The sequence below is a fragment of the Collinsella sp. AM17-1 genome (genome assembly GCF_003470665.1).
Taxonomy (GTDB): domain Bacteria; phylum Actinomycetota; class Coriobacteriia; order Coriobacteriales; family Coriobacteriaceae; genus Collinsella.
On sequence record NZ_QRJZ01000008.1, the window covers coordinates 39,066 to 55,374 of the forward strand.

Sequence of the window (16,309 nt, forward strand, 5' to 3'; positions counted from 1 at the left end):
AGAGCTGGCCGGGCAAAGCCCGACCAGCTCACAAACTTTCCCTCAGCCCTTTTCATCCGCACGGGAGAAAAGCCAGCAAGGATACCGCAGGGCCCGCCCGCCGGGAGGGGTTTCCTAAGGGCACATCCCGCAGCCGCAAAGCGGCGAGGACGTGCCTGTGGAAACCCCGCAGGCGGTCGGGCCCGGACAGGAACGTTACTCTTTTTCGACCGCGCGCATGATCGCCTTGTAGATCTCCATCAGCGGGATGATCAGGAAGGCCAGGCCCAGGGCAGCGACAACGCCCTTGAGCTCAAGCGTCACGGGGCCAAAGAACATCTCGGCAAGCGTCGGCTGCACGGTCACGATCACCGTCAGCACCAGTGCCAGCGCGGCGGAAGCCCACAGCCACTTGTTCTGCTTCTTCATGGTGAACAGCGACGCACGACGGCTGCGCATATTGAAGCAGTGGAAAATCTCGACCATGTTGAGCGTGATGAACGCCATCATCACGCCTTCCTCGTCGGCATTGCCGGCGATCATATCGGCGATGTGGATGTAGCCCATGTCAAAGTACACGCCCACAAAGAAGCTCGCCAGCACCAGCGCGGTGATGATTAGGCCCTGGACCACGCAGTCCAGACCCATATGTCCGGCAAAGACACCGTCCTTGGCGTTGCGCGGCTTGCGCTTCATGATGTCGCCCTCGGCATCCTCCATGCCCAGCGCAAGCGCGGGGAAGCAGTCGGTGACCAGGTTCACCCACAGCAGCTGCACCGGCTGGAAGATGGTAAAGCCGATGAGCGTGGCGATAAACACCGAGAACACCTCGGCAAGGTTGGCCGAAAGCAGGAACTGGATGACCTTGCGGATGTTGTCGTAGATGCGACGACCCTCTTCGCAGGCGCCGATGATGGTAGCGAAGTTGTCATCGGCAAGTACCATGTCGGCGACGTTCTTGGTGACGTCGGTACCGGTGATGCCCATACCAACGCCAATGTCGGCGCGCTTGATGGACGGGGCGTCGTTGACGCCATCGCCCGTCATGGCCACGATCTGGTCGCGCGACTTCCAAGCCTCGACGATGCGTGTCTTGTGCTCGGGCTGGACGCGGGCGTACACGCCGTAGTCCTCGATGTGCGCGTCGAGTTCCTCGTCGCTCATGCGATCGAGGTCGGCACCGGTGATGGCCTGGCTGCGATCGGCGACGATGCCCAGCTGCTTGGCGATGGCCACGGCGGTGTCGATGTGGTCGCCCGTGATCATGACGGTGCGGATACCGGCGTCGTGCGCCTCGTGGATAGCGTCGGCCACCTCGGGACGGACCGGGTCGATCATGCCGGACAGGCCACAGAAGACCAGGTCATGCTCGAGCGCAGCGGGGCTGCAGTCGTCGGGAACCTCGGTGTAGGTGCGGCTTGCCAGCGCCAGTACGCGCAGGGCCTCGTCGGCCATGGCCTTGTTGGCCGCCACGAGCTCGGCGCGGCGCTCCTCGGTCAGGGGGACGACCTTATCGCCCTCGTAGATATGGGTGCACAGGCCGATCACCACGTCGGGCGCACCCTTGGTGTACTGCTCGTACTCGCCATCCAGGGTCTCGACGACCACGGACATCATCTTGCGGCCCGAGTCAAACGGGGCCTCGCCCACGCGCGGATGCTCGGCAGTCAGGCCAGTGAGGCCCGCCTTGCCGGCGTCGTTGACGAGCGCGCACTCAGTCGGCTCGCCCACGGCCTCGCCCAGCTCCTCGTCCCACTGAGCATCGGAGCACAGCGCCATGCCGGCCAGGAACTTCTCCTTGGGCGCAGCGAGCTCGTGCTTGACGACGGTCATCTTGTTTTGGGTAAGGGTACCGGTCTTGTCGGAGCAGATGGTCTGCGTGCAGCCGAGAGTCTCGACGGCAGAGAGCTTGCGGATGATTGCCTGGCGCTTAGCCATCTTGGTCACGCCAAGCGATAGCACGATGGTCACGACGGCGACCAGGCCCTCGGGGATGGCAGCGACGGCGAGCGAGACGGCGACCATAAAGGTATCGAGCAGGGCGGTCGGGTCGGTAAGAACGTTGCCCACGCCGTGGCGGATGATATCAACGCCAAAGATGACGACGCAGATGACGATAACCATAATGGTAAGGATGCGGCTGAGCTCGGCGAGCTTCACTTGCAACGGCGTGAGCTCTTCCTTGGCCTCGGCCAGGGCGCCGGCGATCTTGCCCATCTCGGTGTTCATGCCGGTGCCGACCACGACGGCGCGACCACGGCCGTACACGACGGTGGAGCCCATATAGCACATGTTCTTACGGTCGCCGAGCGGCACGTCATCGGTGCCCGCAGCGAGCTCGATCACGTTGGCGTGCTTCTCTACGGGCACGGACTCGCCGGTGAGCGCGGCCTCTTCGATCTTCATCGTGGCGCTCTCGAGCACGCGGCAGTCGGCCGGGACGGAGTCGCCCGCCTCGAGCATGATCACGTCGCCGGGCACGAGCTCGGCGCTCGGCAGGTGCACGAGCTTGCCGTCGCGCAGCACCTTGGACTGCGCCGCACTCATCTCCTGCAGGGCCTCGAGGGCCTCCTCGCTCTTGGCTTCCTGGACCACGCCCAGCACCGAGTTGACGATAACGACGAACATGATGATGGCAACATCGGCAAAGTCGGGCTCGCCCTTGACCATGCCCGTGAGCGCACTGATGACGGCGGCAACGATCAGCATGATGACCATGGGGTCGGCCATCTGCTCAAAGAAACGCTTCCACAGCGGTGTCTTCTCGGCTTCCTCGAGCTTGTTAGGGCCTGTCTTGGCGAGGCGCGAAGACGCCTCGTCGTTGCTCAGGCCGAGGTTCTCATCGACACCTTGGTCGCTGAGCACCTCCGCCGCGGCGGACAGGTATTCCTTTTGCATATAGAGTCCCCTCCTGGGATTCGGGCCACTCAGCAGATTGATGCCCGATCATAATTCCCAGGAGAAGGGCAAGGGCTCATCAAGGCTGCCGTGCTGAGCGGCAGTTGATAGTGGAGCTATGGTACCCCAAAGCGACGCGTCTAGCCAAAACAATCGGTTTGGAAATATGGTCCGCACGCAACGGTGCAGACCGTGTGATGCTCAACATTGGTAAAACGTTTTTTCTTCGGCACATCGCCAAACTGACATATCTCCCAGATAGCAGCGGTTGGAGTGGTTGGTAAAGATTTTTCATATACCGTTTTTCCCGCAAAAAATGAACTTCCATTTCGGCATACGGTCGATTTTTTGGGGTATTCGGTCGGCATTTCGTTATAATCATCTCGGTTTTATTTCTTATGGTTTATCTATCAGCGCAAGACGATGTCAGATGGAGGTCTGAATGTACAAGCGCACTAAGATTGTATGCACCATGGGTCCCGCCTGCGATAGCGACGAGACCATCCGCGAGATGATCAAGGCGGGCATGAACGTCGCCCGTTTTAACTTCTCGCACGGCTCCTACGACGAGCACCACGGTCGCATCGAGCGCGTCCGCCGTATTTCCAAGGAGCTCGGTCTGCCTGTCGGCATCCTGCTCGACACCAAGGGCCCCGAGGTCCGCACCGGCCTTCTGGTCGACGGCAAGAAGGTTGCCGTCAAGACCGGCGATAAGATCGTCGTCACCGCTCAGCCCACGTCCGAGGATTTCCACGGCACCGCTGAGCACATCTCCCTCGACTACCTGGCTCTGCCTTCCGAGGTCGAGAAGGGCTCCCTCATCCTGATCGATGACGGCCTGGTTGCCCTCGAGGTCGAGTCCGTCAGCGGCCAGGACATGACCTGCGTCGTTAAGAACGACGGCCTGATCGGCGAGCGCAAGGGCGTCAACATGCCCAACGTCAACATCTCGCTGCCCGCCATCACCGAGCGCGATCGTCAGGACATCCTCTTTGGCCTGACCGAGAACATCGACTACATCGCCGCTTCCTTCATCCGTGACGGCGAGTCCGTCCGCGGCATCCGCAAGCTTTGCCGCGAGAACGGTGGCGAGCACGTGACGATCTTCCCGAAGATCGAGTGCGCCCTGGGCGTCGAGAACTTCGACGAGATCCTCGAGGCTTCCGACGGCATCATGGTCGCCCGTGGCGACCTGGGTATCGAGATCAAGCCCGAGCTCGTTCCGCACATCCAGAAGGAGATCATCGCCAAGTGCAACGCGGCCTACAAGCCCGTTATCACCGCTACGCAGATGCTCGACTCCATGCAGCAGAACCCGCGCCCGACGCGCGCCGAGGTTGCCGACGTTGCTAACGCCATCTACGACGGCACCGACGCCGTTATGCTCTCTGGCGAGTCCGCTGCCGGTAAGTACCCGGTCGAGGCCGTTAAGATGCAGGCCAGCATTGCTCTCGAGACCGAGAAGTACCTCCCGGCCCACGCTCCGCTCGAGGTTCCGGCCGACGCTCACGGCACCCGCGTCGTCAACAACGTTGTGGGTATGTCCGCTGTGAACATGGCCACCACCGTTGGTGCCAAGTGCATCACCGTGCCGACGACCACCGGTCGTACCGCACGCCTGATCTCGCACTTCCGTCCCAACATGCCGATCTGCGCGTTCTCCCGCCACGAGTGGGCCGTCCAGCAGATGATCATGTACTGGGGCGTTATCCCGCACCAGGCCGAGATTACCCAGGGCACCGTCAACGGCACGATCGTCAAGGCGATTGAGACCGCTAAGGAGCTCGGTTACGTCGAGGCCGGCGACCTGACCGTCGCCACCGCCGGCGATCCCCGCATGAGCGTCCAGCTCGAGGACAAGGTCTCCTCGACCAACGTCGCTTACGTCGCTCAGGTGCGCTAAATCGCACTTGCAAGCACACTTGCATTGCAAAGGGCCCGGAAGGCAAAGCCTTCCGGGCCCTTTTTCTGTGCGTCGATGCCTCCCGCACGGCATGACACGCAACCAGCTACTTATGGCATGCTATGAAATGTGCAGCTCGTTTGCCGTGTTTACGCCCTGCGACGGGAGCTGTTGGTCGATTGGGATGAGCTGTTCACTGCCGGGCCGGCCAGCTAGCAGCTAGCGATCAGGGGCAGAGCAGGAACACCGGGTGATGCGACGCGGGCGGCAAATCCCGCCTCGGTCAGCTCGATGACCTCGGTAAACGTTGTATCGAAAAACTCCTCAGTTAGCAAGCGATACGGCGGATGATCGGGCTGGCCGGGGTTTTCGCGTACAATCTCGTGCATAACGCCGATGGTCTTGAGCACATACTCCTTATGGATGGGATACTGACCAAAACGCGTCGCCGCAGTATACAGGCGATTGGTCGCGCGCGGAATCGAAACAATGCAGAGCGTCTTGCCAAACCAGTCAAAGTCACCTTGCTTTTTAATGCGGAATTCCTCGCACGGCTTGCCGCCGTGCGCCTCCAGGTACTGATTCACGCGCGTATTCCATACGGTATCGGCCACCAGATGCGACCAGACGCCCAGCGTTAAATCGAGCAAAGACTGCGCCACATCTTCGGACGCAAGCGAGAACTCACAGGCGCTGGGACCGACAACCGGCTCGGCATCCCTGTAGCGCTGGGGATAGTGCACACGATTCAGTCGCTCGCGCTCCTCGATAATCGAGGTCGCCGCGGCCGGCGCACCGGTGGGAGAACTTTTAAGCAGCGGTGCCACATAGGTATCCCAGAACTCATGCTCACGAGGCTTAGGGATTGGCTCGGGCTTTGCAAAGTGCGTAATGCGATACGGAATGGGATCGGCGATACCGGGAACCATATAGCCCACAAAAATGTCCGGAACCACGCAGCCAAACAAAAAGGCATTGCGGTCACGCACGCTATCGGCAAGCGCACTGGTGCGCTCCAGCAAACGCTCCGTCTGAGCGATATGAATGTTCCAGCTTGGCATAGCCACCCCCATAAAAAACCTGGATAACTATACCATCACGGCAAAGCCGCGCGGGCGGCTACGCATCCTCTACGCAGCAACTAGTCCGTAGCACCGCTTTCGGTTCCATACGACGGCACGGGCGCCTCGACCACATGGTGATATCGATCGATATAGATGGCACGGGCCCCCAGGCGGCGCACCAAATCTTGATGGTGCGTACTCATCAAAACCGTCTTACCCGCCGCGACGTAAGCCAGCAAGAAGTTGACCACGATGTCGCATGAATCCTCGTCGAGCCCATTGGTAGGTTCGTCGAGGACCAAGATATCCGGGTTCATCGACACCACCGCAGCCAGCGCAACGCGCTTCTTTTGCCCGCCCGAAAGCTGATAGGGCGAGGCATCGACCAGATCGGCAACCTGGAACAGCTCCATGGCATCGCGGACGCGGCGCTCGAGCTCGTCTGTCGGCAGTCCCATCTGCGCGGGACCAAAAGCAACTTCCTCGCCCACCGTAGCGCAGAACAGCTGGGCGTCGGCATTCTGGAACACAAAGCCCACGCGCTGATGAAAACGCTGAGCGGCTGCGGAATCCTTGAGATATGCCGCATCGATCACGTGCCCGTCAAACAGGTATGCACCCGCGTCCGCGAGCTCAAGGCCGTTGATAAGGCGCATAATCGTCGTCTTACCGCAGCCGTTGGGACCGAGCAGGGCAACGAGTTCACCACGATCGACCCGCAGCGACACACCATCGACAACCGTATGCCCCGTATAGGAGAACACCACGTCGCGCAGCTCGATGAGCGGCGCGACCTCGGCGCCGCCCGCACCGTTCGTGCCCGCCGCACTATTCATATCGATCGTCAAAACGTCGCCCTTCCCTATTTGCATCCCCAGCCAGAACCAGCAGCGCCTACAGCACGGCGCACAACACTGCCAGCAGCGCCACGCCGGCCGCATAGACCGCATCGCGCCAGCCAAACCCGGCGCGCGCGGGCGCCGGATACGCACCGGCAAAGCCGCGGCAAAGCATAGCCTCATCCATCGCGCGGCTGCATTCCATCGCCTTGATAAAGGTCATGCCCATGATACCCGCCAGCGAGTCGGTGCGCGAAAAACCCGCAGGTGCACGGCCAACGCTGCGCAGCATGACCGATTCGCACAGATCGTGCGCCGTGCGTCCCAGCACCTCGATATGCTTGAGCGCCATATCAAACGTAAAGATAACTTCGTCGGGTAGATGTAGCATCTTGAGCGCCGCCGACATGCGGCTCCACGTGAGGGTCCACGAAACGCCCAGCACGAGCGACACATTAATGAAGGTCTTGAGCGCAATCTTGAGCATGGCGCCCGCGGCAGAAGCGTCCAGCAGCAAGGCAGGCAGTGCCAGAACCACCGCGAGCCCCGCAGCGCCAAGCGCCGGCACAAAGGTTGCCCGCAGCCCGCGTACGGGGCGCACGGCAACGAGCACCAGCGCGATAGCCGCCATCAACATGAGGTACAGCGGGCTCTGCGTCAGGCACACGCACAGAACGCAAACGAACATCCCTACCAAACGCACCGGGGCCGAAACGGAAGAAAGGGCGCGGTCGATTATCGACCCGCCCTTGTGTGCGCCGCCGCCCAGGCGAACCCGCTCAAGCAGGCTCGCCAGGTGCAGGACGTTCTTTTGCATCACACGATGTCGAGCCCCCGCGGGCTCGTAACGCTGCTCGACCGCGAGCCAGCTAGGCAGCTCGGCTATTGCCATGAGCACCGCTTTCCTTGACCGTCAGCGAGATCAGACGGAATGCGATGGTAAGCACTGCCACGCCAATCACGCCCGAAAGGATATACATAGCAGCCTGGCCGGCAAAGCCAAGACCCTGCTCCTCGGAATAGGCCTGCAGGTAATCGCCCGTAGGCAGAGCGTCGGCAAAGGTCGGGGTATCGAGGCCGACCGAAGCCTGCAGACTGTCGTCACCAGCCTCCTGAACGGCAGTCGCGGCGCCCTCGGCGTCCCACTCGCCCCATGCGTCACCCGTGGCCAAAAGGCCCAGCGGCGTGGCCAAGACAAGCACGGCGACCAGAATGAGCGTGGGGATCAGGGAAGTCTTCTTGGCGGTGCCATCGACGGCAAGCTGGCCATCGGCGGCCTCGGGGCCGACGATAATGCTCGGCGCCGTCTTCTTAATGAAGCCGTAGATGGCGGCCGTTGCCACGCCTTCGATCACGCCGGCAACCAGCATATGCGGGATCAACATGGCCGGAATAGCCACGGACAGCGGGAAGGGGCAGTACAGCGGAGCGCCTGAAGCGTTGGTGAAGAGCATCGGCTGAATACCAAACTCGATTGCCGCGCACAGGGCCGCCAGGCACAGGCCGACCCAACCGCTCACGATGGCAGAAACCGAGGTACCCCAGCTCTTGTCGTGCAGACGGCTGTTGAGCGCACGGAACACGATAGCAGCGGTAAACGGCAGCACAAAGGCCATGTTAAAGCAGTTGGCGCCAAAGGACAGAACGCCGCCGTCGCCAAACAGCAGCGCCTGCAGCGCCAGCGCGACCGAGACAGCGATAGCCGCGGCCTCGGGACCCAGCAGCAGCGCGATGAGTGCGCCGCCGACGGCGTGGCCTGTGGTGCCGCCGGGCAGCGGAACGTTGAACATCATGAGCAAAAAGGAGAACGCAGCGCAAATACCCAGAAAGGCCATATGCTCGCGATCGAGCGTGGCGCGCACTTTCTTGATGCAGTGGACCCAAACGGGTACCATCGCCACGGCCATGACGGCATCGGTCTGCGGGGACAGATAATTATCTGGAATGTGCATGAGCCCTCTCAATCAGAACGTTGCGTGTTACGTTTCCAACAATCCGTAACACCGACTCTGCATACTAACAAAAAGACGCACCGCCCACAACGCAGCACGCCCTTGCAATACGTACGTTATTAACCCAGGTCCACGCACCGCCCAATAAAGGCCCATGCACTCCCAACTTTCCGGTCACCCGGAAGAAGGTGCGGTCCGCTCGCAACAAGGTTAACGCAGGAACCCGCCCCCGAGAGGAGTTTTCTAAGGCAACATCCCGCAGCCGCGAAGCGGCGAGGACGTTGCCGTGAAAACCCCGCAGGGGACGGGTTCCGAACGGCAAAGATTACGAGCGAACCTCGCCGTTTACGCCCTTGCACACCTTGGTGACGATCTTCTGGTGCGCCTTCTCGACCTCTTCGCTGGTAAGCGTGTGGTCGTCCGAGCGATACGTAAGCGCAAAGGCCATGGACTTCTTGCCCTTGCCGATGCGGACCGGATCGCGGTAGACATCGAACAGGCGCACGCCCTCGAGCAGCTTGCCGCCGGCACTCGTAATACGACGCTCAAGATCCTCGCAGGTCACAGTGTTGTCGACCACGATAGCCAGGTCGTGCTCAACGGCCGGGTACTGCGAGAACTCGCGATAGTTCTCCTGGTTGCGGGCGCCCTTGATCAGCTTGTCCAAGTCGAGCTCAAAGGCAACGACAACCTCATCGATGCCCATCGCCTCGCGCGCCTCGGGGTGAATCTCGCCGACCCAGCCCAGCACGGTTCCGCCGGACAGAACCTCGGCCGCACGACCCGGCTGCAAGAAAGCGTAGTCCTCGCCCTCGACGGGACGGAAGCGAACCTTCTCGATGCGCAGCTGGGCGAGCAGCTCCTCGACAATGCCCTTGCCAAAGAAGAAGCGCAGCTTGCGGTACTTCATGTTCCAGGACTGCTCGCTCCACTGGCCCGAGAGCACACCCGCCACGGACTTGGTCTCCTTGGGCAGGCTGGCGTTCTCGCGACCGTGGAACAGGTTGCCGACCTCGTACAGGTGCACGTTGGGCGTACCGTGCGCCTCGTTGTAGGCCACGGACTGCAGCAGGCCCGGCAGCAGCGAACGACGCATCTCGGTCTGCTCGGCCACCAGCGGGTTCATGAGCACCACGGGGCAGCCGCGGCCTTCGGTGGACATGCCAATCTTCTCCAGGTCGCCCGGGGCGGCAAAGCCAAAGGTCGTGGTCTCGTTGAGGCCACAGGCGCGCAGGATCTCGCCGACCTTGCGGGTAAGCTTCTGCTCGCGCGTCAGGCCGCCGATGTGGTTCTTGGCAGCCGGAATGGTCGCCGTGACGCGACCCATGCCCCACAGGCGCAGGACCTCCTCGATCAGGTCGATCTCACGCGGCAGGTCGGGACGGAAGCTCGGCGGGGTAACCATAAAGTCCTCGCCGTCACGCTCGACGGTGCAGCCCAGGCGGGTGAGCGAGCGCTCGATAAAGTCGGGCTCGATGTCGGCGCCGCAGATGGCGTGCACACGGGCCAGGCGCAGCTTAATGCTATCGATGGTCTTGGGCGCGGGGAACACGTCGACATAGCCGGGAGCAACCTCGCCGCCGGCGATCTCTTCGATGAGCGCGCAGGTAACGTTGGCGACATCCACGCAGCCGGTCTCGTCAACCTGGCGCTCAAAACGAATGGAGGCGTCGGAGATCAGCGACAGGTCACGGCTGGTGTGCGAGGTGCGGCCGGCGTTGAAGCAGGCGCTCTCGACCATCACGTCAACGGTATCGTCCTCGATCTCGGAATCCATGCCACCCATAACGCCGGCCAGCGCCACGGGACGCTCGCCGTCGGTGATGAGGCCCATGCCGGCGTCGAGCACACGCTCCTCGCCATCGAGCGTCGTGAACTTCTCGTCCTGCTGGGCGGCGCGAACCACCACGCGACGGTGGCCATCGCGCTCGGCAAAGGTGTCCAGATCAAAAGCGTGCAACGGCTGACCGGTGAGCATCATCACGTAGTTGGTGATGTCGACGATATTGTTGTGTGGGCGCACGCCCAGGGCGTTAAGGCGCTTGACCATCCAGTCGGGCGACGGGCCAACCTTCACATTGCGCACGATGCGGGCGACGTAGCGGTCGCACAGGCCCTCGTCGGCAATCTCGACCGAAAGCTCGTCGTCGGTCGCGCGGCCGGTCTCGATCTTGATGGCGGGCAGCTCAACGTGGAAATCGCGGTCGAAGATGGCGCCGGTCTCGCGGGCCATGCCGATCATGGACAAGCAATCGGGACGGTTGGGCGTGATCTCGCAGTCGAGCACGGTGTCGCTCGAGCCCACGTACTCGGCAAACGGCATGCCGCAGGGCGTATCCTCGGGCAGGATCATGATGCCGGAGTGGTCGCCGCCCAGGCCGAGCTCGCGCGCAGAGCAGTTCATGCCCATGGACACGACGCCGCGAAGCTTGCTCTTCTTGATCTTGACGTCGCCGGGAAGCACAGCGCCAATCATGGCCGTGACGATGTGGTCGCCGGCCTCGAAGTTCTGCGCGCCGCAGACGATCTGCAGCGGGGCGGGGTTGCCGTCGGCGTCGAGGTTCTTGTCGCCCACGTCGACCGAGCACACATACATGTGGTCGCTATCGGGGTGCGGGGTCTTGGTGAGCACCTTGGCAGTCACCACGTGGTCGAAGGACTCGCCCACGGTGTCAATCGCCTCGACCTCGGTGCCGGTACGGATATATTCGTCCGAAAGAGTCTTGGGATCCTCCGGAATATCGATCATGGTCTTGAGCCAGTCGTAAGAAACGCGCATGTAGCTCTCCTAGTTCTTAATCTCCGCAAAGGGAGGAATATCAAATGAAGACGTTCGCCTTAGGGTTGTCCAGGTGCCCCAGGTTGGCGTGAAAGAGGAGCGACGCGTACTAAAGGTACGCGAGCGACGGTTTGAACGCCAAGATGGAGTGCCTGGGCAAGCCTAAAATTGGTTCAGGAAACGCATATCGCCCGTCATGAGCGTTCTGAGGTCGGGCAGGTCGTAGCGCAGGGCCGCGACGCGCTCGGCACCAATGCCAAAGGCGAAGCCGGTATACTTCTCGGGGTCGATGCCGCAGTTGATAAGAACGTTGGGGTCGACCATGCCGCAGCCCAGGATCTCGATCCAGCCGCTGTGCTTGCAGAAGTTGCAACCCTTGCCGCCGCAGACGTGGCAGCTCACGTCCACCTCGCAGCTGGGCTCGGTGAAGGGGAAGAAGTGCGGGCGGTAGCGCGTCTTACGGTCCTCGCCAAACATGCACTTAACAAAGTAGTCGAGCGTGCCCTTCAGGTCGCCAAAGGTGATGCCCTCGTCGACGACCAAGCCCTCGATCTGGTTGAACTGCGGCAGGTGGCAAGCGTCGGCCGTATCGGGACGGTAGACGGTGCCCGGGCAGATCATGTAGATGGGCGGCTTCTGTGACTCCATGGTGTGGATCTGCACGCCCGAGGTCTGGGTGCGCAGCAGCACATCGGACTCGCCGTGGGCGTGAGCCTCGGGATGCGCGACGCTGCCGGGATTGTTGTCGACCACATAGAACGTGTCGCGGGCCGAGCGGCTCGGGTGATCCATGGGGGCGTTGAGCGCAGTGAAGTTGTAGTAGGAGGTGTCGACCATGGGGCCGGACTCGACGGTGTAGCCGATGCCGCAGAAGATGTCCTCGGCCTCCTCGATGATCTGCTTGATCAGGTGCTGGTGACCGATCTGCGGACGGATACCCGGCAGTGTGATGTCGACGGCCTCGTGCTCCAGTGCGTGCTTGAGGGCGGCGGCCTTCATCTCGGTGTTGCGCTCGTCGAGCATGCCCTCGATCAGCTGGCGCATCTCGTTGGCGCGCTTACCCATCACGGGACGATCCTCGGGGGCGAGCTTGCCCATCATGCGCATCAGGCCGGTAATGCGACCCTTGCGGCCGAGCAGCTCAACGCGCGCAGCCTCGAGCTTGGCGGCGTCGTCGGCGCCTGCGACGAGCTCCTTGGCCTCTTCCTCGAGTTTGACCAGATCATCAATCAGACTCATGTCTTCCCTTTCGTCTCTCGCGCTCCCCGCTCGCCGGGACGACTGCCGCCGCCCAGCGTTGCGAAAACGCGGCCCGGTTCGGTAACAAAAAACCGTCCTCGGGCATGTGCATTGCCCAAGGACGGTTGAATTCCGCGGTACCACCTTGTTTGACCCGGCGGATGTCTGGCCCGCCGTGCCCACTCTGCGCCCCTTATCGCGAGGCTCACGGCTTCCCTACTGGGGCTTCGCCGCCGCTAGCCGCGCGCCCGTTGAGGTCGCTGCTCGGGAGTGAACGCTTGGCCCTTGCCACCGCAGGAAGGCTTGCAGCCCATGACCTTCCCTCTCTTGCCGGCGACGCGGCGGGCAAAACCCTCTCCGTCAACGCATTGGGCTATAGGATAACACATTTCGCGAGCACATCGCCGCGTTCCGTTTTGTTCGCACTGGGTACAAGGCAGGTAGCTGTGCAAACTGGCCGTGCACCCGCCTGCGGCGCTCGGCCTGCGAGATCAAGGATATAGGTATGGGAAAGAAGTACGATAAGAAGGCCAAGCCCGCGGCGGGCAAGACGCCCAAAGGCATCAAGGTCGATAAGGCCGTCAAAAAATTCCGCAAGCTCGAAGGCAAACTGTGGACTCGTGAGTACCTGCTCAAGATTGCCGAGTTCGATGGAGCGACGATTGCTCCTGCCAACGGTGCTGCCGCCCGTGCCGACACCATGGGCACGCTTGCCGGTGAGCATCACAAGCTGCTGACCAGCGAGAAGTCCGTTGAGCTCGTACGCTCGTTAGCGCGCGAGACCGTCGCCGGCGGCAAAATCGACGACCCGCAGCTGCTCGACGAGATCCGCGTGCTCGGCCGCGACCAGCGCGAGGCAAGCGTTATTCCTACCGAGGAGGCCGAGGCCTGGACCAGGCTCACCTGCGAGGCCGACGCCGTGTGGCATAAAGCAAAGGCGGCCAACGACTGGGCAAGCTTTGAGCCCTATGTGGACAAGATTGTGGGCCAGCTCAAGCATCAGGCCGAGCTTATGGACCCCAAGCGCGACCCATACGACGTTTGGCTCGACCAGTACGAGCGCGGCCTTTCGGCCAAGAGCTTCGATGCGTTTTGCGATGAGGTCAAGGCGACGGTCGTGCCGCTCGTGCACGCCATCGGCGAGCGCGGCCAGCAGCCCGATGCCGACTTTTTGCACGCCCGCGTGCCCGAGGCCGCCCAGCGTGCCATGAGCTTCGACCTTATGAAGCTTGTCGGCCTGAACCTGGACGACACCACGCTTGCCTTTACCGAGCACCCGTTTAGCGAGGGCTTTGCCGTGGGTGACGCGCGCATCGCGACACACATCTACGAGGACGATTGCATCTCCAACGTCTACAGCATCATCCACGAGGCGGGGCACGCCATGTACGAGCTGGGCGTCAATCCTGCCTATGCGTGCACGTGCTTGGAGGGCGGCACCTCCATGGGCATCCACGAGAGCCAGAGCCGCTTTTTCGAGAACACCGTGGGTCGCAGCCGCGCCTTTATGGGCCCGCTGCTCGAGGTGCTGCGTCGTCACGCGCCCGAGGTCTACGGCGACGTCGACGAAGACACGCTCTACCGCGCCGTGAACATCGCGCAGCCGTCGTTGATCCGCACCGAGGCCGACGAGCTCACCTATCCGCTGCATATTATGGTGCGCTACCAGATCGAGCGCATGCTGTTTGCCGGCGAGGCCACGGCCAAGGACATCCCCGCGCTTTGGAACCGCTTAATGGACGAGTACCTGGGCATTCCCGTTCCCGACGACACGCGCGGCTGTCTGCAGGATACGCACTGGAGCGGCGGATCGTTTGGCTACTTCCCCACCTATGCGCTGGGCAGCGCCTACGACGCCATGTTCGTGCCGGCCATGTGCCGCGACGGTGTCGACCTCAATGGCGCCTGTGCGAGCGGCGACCTGGCACCCGTCCGCACCTGGCTGGGCGAGCACATTTGGCAGTGGGGCCGCGCCAAGGACGCGCCGGAACTCATCAAGGGCGCCTGCGGCATGGCCTTTGACGCCCGCTACTACTGCAGCTACCTGCAGGACAAGTTCACCACGTTGTACGAGCTGTAAGGATTGACCAGCACGCCATCGCCAACGCCAACCATGTTGACGCCAATGTCTTGGCAACGTCAGCGAAAACGACCCTAAGCGAGCAAGGTGACGTGAAATGAAAGGGCGCCGACCTTCTGGTCGCGCCCTTGAAATTGAACGTCAGATTGCCGCTTAGGGGCGTTTGCAGCGTCGAGCAGTTACGCGGTTTGGTAAAACCGCGTAACTACAGAGCCTCGAGTGCGCTAGCGATGCGCTTCATGGCGGCGTCGGCGGCCGATTGGTCCGGAGCCTCAGCCAGCACGCGAATCACCGACTCGGTTCCGCTCTTGCGCACCAGCACGCGGCCCTCGCCCGCCAGCGACGCCTCGGCCTCGGCGATGGCGGCCTGCACGCCCATGTTGCCCAGCGCGGCGTCCTTATCCGCCACGCGCACGGCAACCTGCGCCTGCGGCAGCAGCTTGCACGGAGCCGTGAGCTGCGAGAGCGTCTCGCGCTCGGCACGAATCACTTCCATCACGCGCAGCGAGGTCATAATGCCGTCGCCCGTGCGCTCGATATCGCCAAAGATCGTATGGCCCGTCTGCTCGCCGCCCAGGCTGTAACCGCCCTCGCGCATCTTGGCATACACGTGACGGTCGCCCACACCGCTGGTCACGGCACTTAGGCCGGCAAGCTCCAACGACTTGATCAGGCCAAAGTTGCTGGCAATCGTCGGAACCACGGTACCGCCCGAGAGCCGCCCGTGCTTGTTCAGGTACACGCCGCACACGTACAGGATCTGGTCGCCGTCTACCACGCGACCGCGCTCGTCCACGGCCAAGCAGCGATCGGCATCGCCGTCGTAGGCAAAGCCCACGTCCAGGCCCTGCTCCACCACGTGGCGCTGCAAACGCTCCATATGCGTGGAGCCGCAGTCGACGTTGATGTTAAAACCATCAGGCGCGGCATTGATCACGCGCACGTCGGCGCCCAGCGCGTCGAACACCGGCTTGGCCACCGAGGACGCCGAGCCGTTGGCGCAGTCGATGCCGATCTTGACGCCCTGCAGCGAAAAGTTCGCGCTGGCGATGAGCGAGGCAATGTAGCGGTTGCGGCCCTGCATGTAGTCCACCGTGGCGCCGATGTGGTTGCCCGTGGCCAGCGGCACCTCGCTCTTGCCATCGATGTAGTCCTCGATGAGCTCCAGTACGTCCTCGTCCATCTTAAAACCGTCGCTGTTGACGAGCTTAATGCCGTTATCGCAAAACGGGTTGTGGCTCGCGCTGATCATGATGCCGCAATCAAAGCAGCCTTCCACGGTCTGATGCGCTACGCCCGGCGTGGGGATCACGTGCAGCATATAGGCGTCCGCACCGCTCGCGACCAGGCCACTCACCAGCGCCGCCTCGAACATATAACTCGAGCGACGTGTGTCCTTGCCCACGATGACGCGCGCCTTGCGCTCGCGGTTAGCGCCGTAATACCAGCCCACAAAACGGCCAATCTTATAAGCGTGCTCTACCGTCAGCCCAACGTTGGCCTCACCGCGAAAGCCATCGGTGCCAAAGTACTTCATGCGCTCTCCTTACAAAATAGGGGCGAACAGATTGCCTGT

At 62.2% G+C, this 16,309-nt stretch carries 10 protein-coding genes; 2 read left to right on the forward strand and 8 right to left on the reverse strand.

The window, feature by feature from the left end; translation table 11 throughout:
- Nucleotides 1–195 precede the first annotated feature (195 nt).
- Nucleotides 196–2,877, reverse strand: a complete 2,682-nt coding sequence (locus DW195_RS05380; RefSeq protein WP_117773233.1) for a cation-translocating P-type ATPase — start codon at nucleotides 2,875–2,877, stop codon at nucleotides 196–198.
- A gap of 442 nt (nucleotides 2,878–3,319) precedes the next feature.
- On the opposite strand from DW195_RS05380, the gene pyk reads away from it, so the two are divergent.
- Nucleotides 3,320–4,780: a pyruvate kinase gene (pyk, locus tag DW195_RS05385; protein ID WP_117637393.1), complete on the forward strand. Its 1,461-nt coding sequence runs from the start codon at nucleotides 3,320–3,322 to the stop codon at nucleotides 4,778–4,780.
- 212 nt (nucleotides 4,781–4,992) lie between these two features.
- On the opposite strand, the gene DW195_RS05390 is transcribed toward pyk, so the two are convergent.
- From DW195_RS05390 to pheS, 6 genes are all read right to left on the reverse strand, one after another.
- The gene (locus DW195_RS05390) at nucleotides 4,993–5,841 is read right to left on the reverse strand and encodes a hypothetical protein (RefSeq protein WP_118206070.1); all 849 of its coding nucleotides are present in this window, start codon (nucleotides 5,839–5,841) and stop codon (nucleotides 4,993–4,995) included.
- An 80-nt stretch (nucleotides 5,842–5,921) separates the two neighbouring features.
- A complete protein-coding gene (locus DW195_RS05395) occupies nucleotides 5,922–6,692 on the reverse strand; it encodes an energy-coupling factor ABC transporter ATP-binding protein (protein ID WP_233504043.1) in 771 nt (256 codons plus the stop codon).
- Between the two features lie 46 nt (nucleotides 6,693–6,738).
- Complete coding sequence (locus tag DW195_RS05400) at nucleotides 6,739–7,575, reverse strand: energy-coupling factor transporter transmembrane protein EcfT (RefSeq protein WP_117821128.1); 837 nt, start codon at nucleotides 7,573–7,575, stop codon at nucleotides 6,739–6,741.
- Nucleotides 7,553–8,635, reverse strand: a complete 1,083-nt coding sequence (gene cbiM / locus DW195_RS05405) for a cobalt transporter CbiM (RefSeq protein WP_117821127.1) — start codon at nucleotides 8,633–8,635, stop codon at nucleotides 7,553–7,555. The genes DW195_RS05400 and cbiM overlap by 23 nt, the downstream gene beginning before the upstream one ends.
- A 325-nt stretch (nucleotides 8,636–8,960) precedes the next feature.
- A complete protein-coding gene (pheT, locus tag DW195_RS05410; protein ID WP_117821126.1) occupies nucleotides 8,961–11,414 on the reverse strand; it encodes a phenylalanine--tRNA ligase subunit beta in 2,454 nt (817 codons plus the stop codon).
- A gap of 162 nt (nucleotides 11,415–11,576) precedes the next feature.
- Nucleotides 11,577–12,653 carry a phenylalanine--tRNA ligase subunit alpha gene (pheS, locus tag DW195_RS05415; protein WP_117821125.1) on the reverse strand — a complete coding sequence of 359 codons (1,077 nt, stop codon included), beginning with the start codon at nucleotides 12,651–12,653 and terminating at the stop codon, nucleotides 11,577–11,579.
- Between the two features lie 505 nt (nucleotides 12,654–13,158).
- Between pheS and DW195_RS05420 the strand changes: the two genes are divergently transcribed.
- A complete protein-coding gene (locus tag DW195_RS05420; protein WP_118206071.1) occupies nucleotides 13,159–14,733 on the forward strand; it encodes a carboxypeptidase M32 in 1,575 nt (524 codons plus the stop codon).
- Between the two features lie 205 nt (nucleotides 14,734–14,938).
- On the opposite strand, the gene glmM is transcribed toward DW195_RS05420, so the two are convergent.
- Nucleotides 14,939–16,270 carry a phosphoglucosamine mutase gene (glmM, locus tag DW195_RS05425; RefSeq protein WP_118206072.1) on the reverse strand — a complete coding sequence of 444 codons (1,332 nt, stop codon included), beginning with the start codon at nucleotides 16,268–16,270 and terminating at the stop codon, nucleotides 14,939–14,941.
- Nucleotides 16,271–16,309: the final 39 nt, after the last annotated feature.

Excerpts from the sequence above, each read along its gene's own strand:
- glmM (WP_118206072.1), bottom strand. The coding sequence starts at position 16,270 with ATGAAGTACTTTGGCACCGATGGCTTTCGCGGTGAGGCCAACGTTGGG.
- DW195_RS05420 (WP_118206071.1), top strand. The coding sequence starts at position 13,159 with ATGGGAAAGAAGTACGATAAGAAGGCCAAGCCCGCGGCGGGCAAGACG.
- pheT (WP_117821126.1), bottom strand. The coding sequence starts at position 11,414 with ATGCGCGTTTCTTACGACTGGCTCAAGACCATGATCGATATTCCGGAG.
- DW195_RS05390 (WP_118206070.1), bottom strand. The coding sequence starts at position 5,841 with ATGCCAAGCTGGAACATTCATATCGCTCAGACGGAGCGTTTGCTGGAG.
- cbiM (WP_117821127.1), bottom strand. The coding sequence starts at position 8,635 with ATGCACATTCCAGATAATTATCTGTCCCCGCAGACCGATGCCGTCATG.
- DW195_RS05400 (WP_117821128.1), bottom strand. The coding sequence starts at position 7,575 with ATGGCAATAGCCGAGCTGCCTAGCTGGCTCGCGGTCGAGCAGCGTTAC.
- pyk (WP_117637393.1), top strand. The coding sequence starts at position 3,320 with ATGTACAAGCGCACTAAGATTGTATGCACCATGGGTCCCGCCTGCGAT.
- pheS (WP_117821125.1), bottom strand. The coding sequence starts at position 12,653 with ATGAGTCTGATTGATGATCTGGTCAAACTCGAGGAAGAGGCCAAGGAG.
- DW195_RS05380 (WP_117773233.1), bottom strand. The coding sequence starts at position 2,877 with ATGCAAAAGGAATACCTGTCCGCCGCGGCGGAGGTGCTCAGCGACCAA.